The sequence below is a fragment of the Candidatus Accumulibacter phosphatis genome (assembly GCF_012939955.1).
GTDB lineage: Bacteria > Pseudomonadota > Gammaproteobacteria > Burkholderiales > Rhodocyclaceae > Accumulibacter > Accumulibacter delftensis.
The window spans coordinates 1-1,799 of sequence record NZ_SPMY01000092.1 but is presented as its reverse complement, the minus strand read 5'-3'; the positions used below and the strand labels follow the sequence as shown (position 1 = coordinate 1,799).

The following is a 1,799-nucleotide window of genomic DNA, read 5'->3' as shown; positions in this document are numbered from 1 at the left end:
ATGCCGAGATTGACGCAGCCGCGGCTAACGCGACCGAAGCGAGAACAAGTTTTGGTTTCATGTGTAACGCCCCTTGCGTGATTGAGAGTGACTGTCGCGGTCGCGGAATGCGGAGACTTCCGAGTCGGCGTCCACCGAAGTGTCGCTGGCCCCTGACAGGCTGTTGCCGTCGAATGTGGGTTCCGGCTTGAGCTGCTCGCTGGATGTGGCGGTCGTCCCCTGGGCCTTGATGGCTGCGGCCACTTTGCCGCCGATGGTCTGGCTGAGGCGTTCCTGCGCAGCTTCGGCGCCGGCATTGGCCCTCTCCTTGGCGACGTCCCAAGTGCCTTTGACCAGGTTGGCGGCTGCGTCGGTGGCGACCCGGCCGACCGTACCCAGAGCAGATTTCTCGCCGCCTTGCGGCTGCTGACCTGGTGTCAGGCCTGCACTCTTGGCATTGCTGTTGCCGGTCGTGCTTCCCTTAGCAGGGTTGCCCTTGCTGCTGGAGCTCGCGCGAGAGCCGCCCGAGGTCGCCCCGGATGACGGGCTAGCGCTCATCGCCGGGCCATCCATCGCACTCGCCAAAGGGCTGCCGAGGCCGGCCGCGCTGCCGCTGGCCCCGCCACCGCCCACCGCGTCAGCCATCCCACCGGTCATGCGCGAAACAATGTCCGTGCCGCCGGCGACGTTCTGCGATGCTTTCGAGGCGGCGGTCATCAACGCTTGGACGCCGCCCGCCGCATTCGCCGCGCCGGCGGCGATCGCAGCGCCTCCCGTGGCGACGGCTGCGCCCGCCATGGCCGCGGCGCCCATCGCCGCACCGGTTCCGAAACCACCGCCTAGGGCATGTGTGCCGCCATGCATCGCCAGGCCGCCGATCAAGGCCGGCAGCTTGTTCACCAGGGCCAGCAGGACCACGGCAACAATCAGCATCACGCCCAATTCCTTGAGGCTGAGACCGGCGCTCATGCTGGCGTAGTACTGGTCGACGAAGGACTTGCCGATGCCGACCAACAGCACCATGGTGAGCAGCTGCGCGGCGATACCCAGAACGGTCTTGTAGTAATGGATCGCCATGTCCGAAGTCCATCGCGAGCCACCAAAGCCGAGGAAGAAAACGCCGGCGTAGGCCAGGACCCAGCCGCTCACCAGGAGCAGCAGCATGTTCACGCCGATCAAGGCCAGGATGATGAGGATTGCCGCGCTGATGAGGATGCCGGCCGCACTATCGACTGGCGACCATCCGGAGGAGCGATCGAGAACCTGGTAAAAAATGGTGAATCCGATGTCGACGATTCCTGAAGGCGACAGCGCCGGGCCTGTGCCGCTTGCCGTGCCGCCGATCGTGCGCAGCGAATTCATGATGTCGGTGGCGAAAGTCGGGCCGTTGGTCAGCAGCCACCAGAAGAAACCTGTGAAGATCGTGAAGCGCGCGAACTCCGCGTAGAACTCGCCAATGTCGGCCTTGCGCAAGGCCAGCATGCCGAAGGTCCAGACCATCGAGATCAAGGCCAGGGTCCAGAACAACCACGAGGCCCGTGCCGTGATCGTAGCCGCCCACATGCTGGCCGCGGCCGAATAACGTGCCAGGACGTTATCCAGCACATCCGAACTGTCGATAGCCGCCTGCGCTTCGACGGAAAAGAGCAGCAGCCACAGCAACAGCGCGCCGGTGGTGGCACCTAATAGGGCGGGCGTTCTTCTCATCGCTACCTCACCAGGCTTTCTGTTGGCTAGGTTTGAACTCTCCTTGTCGTGGGCACTTGTCGAGAAGTTCAGCGCGTTGAGCGGGATCTTGCACCTTGTCCAGATCGGCGCAG

Annotated in this window: 2 protein-coding genes; both read right to left on the bottom strand. The window is 64.3% G+C overall.

What is annotated here, in order from left to right; translation table 11 throughout:
- Window positions 1-57 precede the first annotated feature (57 nt).
- On the bottom strand, window positions 58-1,686 hold the full coding sequence (gene trbL / locus E4Q23_RS21210) for a P-type conjugative transfer protein TrbL (protein WP_169068468.1): 1,629 nt from the start codon (window positions 1,684-1,686) through the stop codon (window positions 58-60).
- Window positions 1,687-1,693: 7 nt separating this feature from the next.
- Entirely contained in the window at window positions 1,694-1,789 is a 96-nt protein-coding gene (trbK, locus tag E4Q23_RS25420; protein ID WP_423753374.1) for an entry exclusion lipoprotein TrbK, read from the bottom strand.
- Window positions 1,790-1,799 lie beyond the last annotated feature (10 nt).

What these genes read in the sequence shown, in the direction of transcription:
- trbL (WP_169068468.1), bottom strand. Translation starts at nt 1,686, where the DNA reads ATGAGAAGAACGCCCGCCCTATTAGGTGCCACCACCGGCGCGCTGTTG.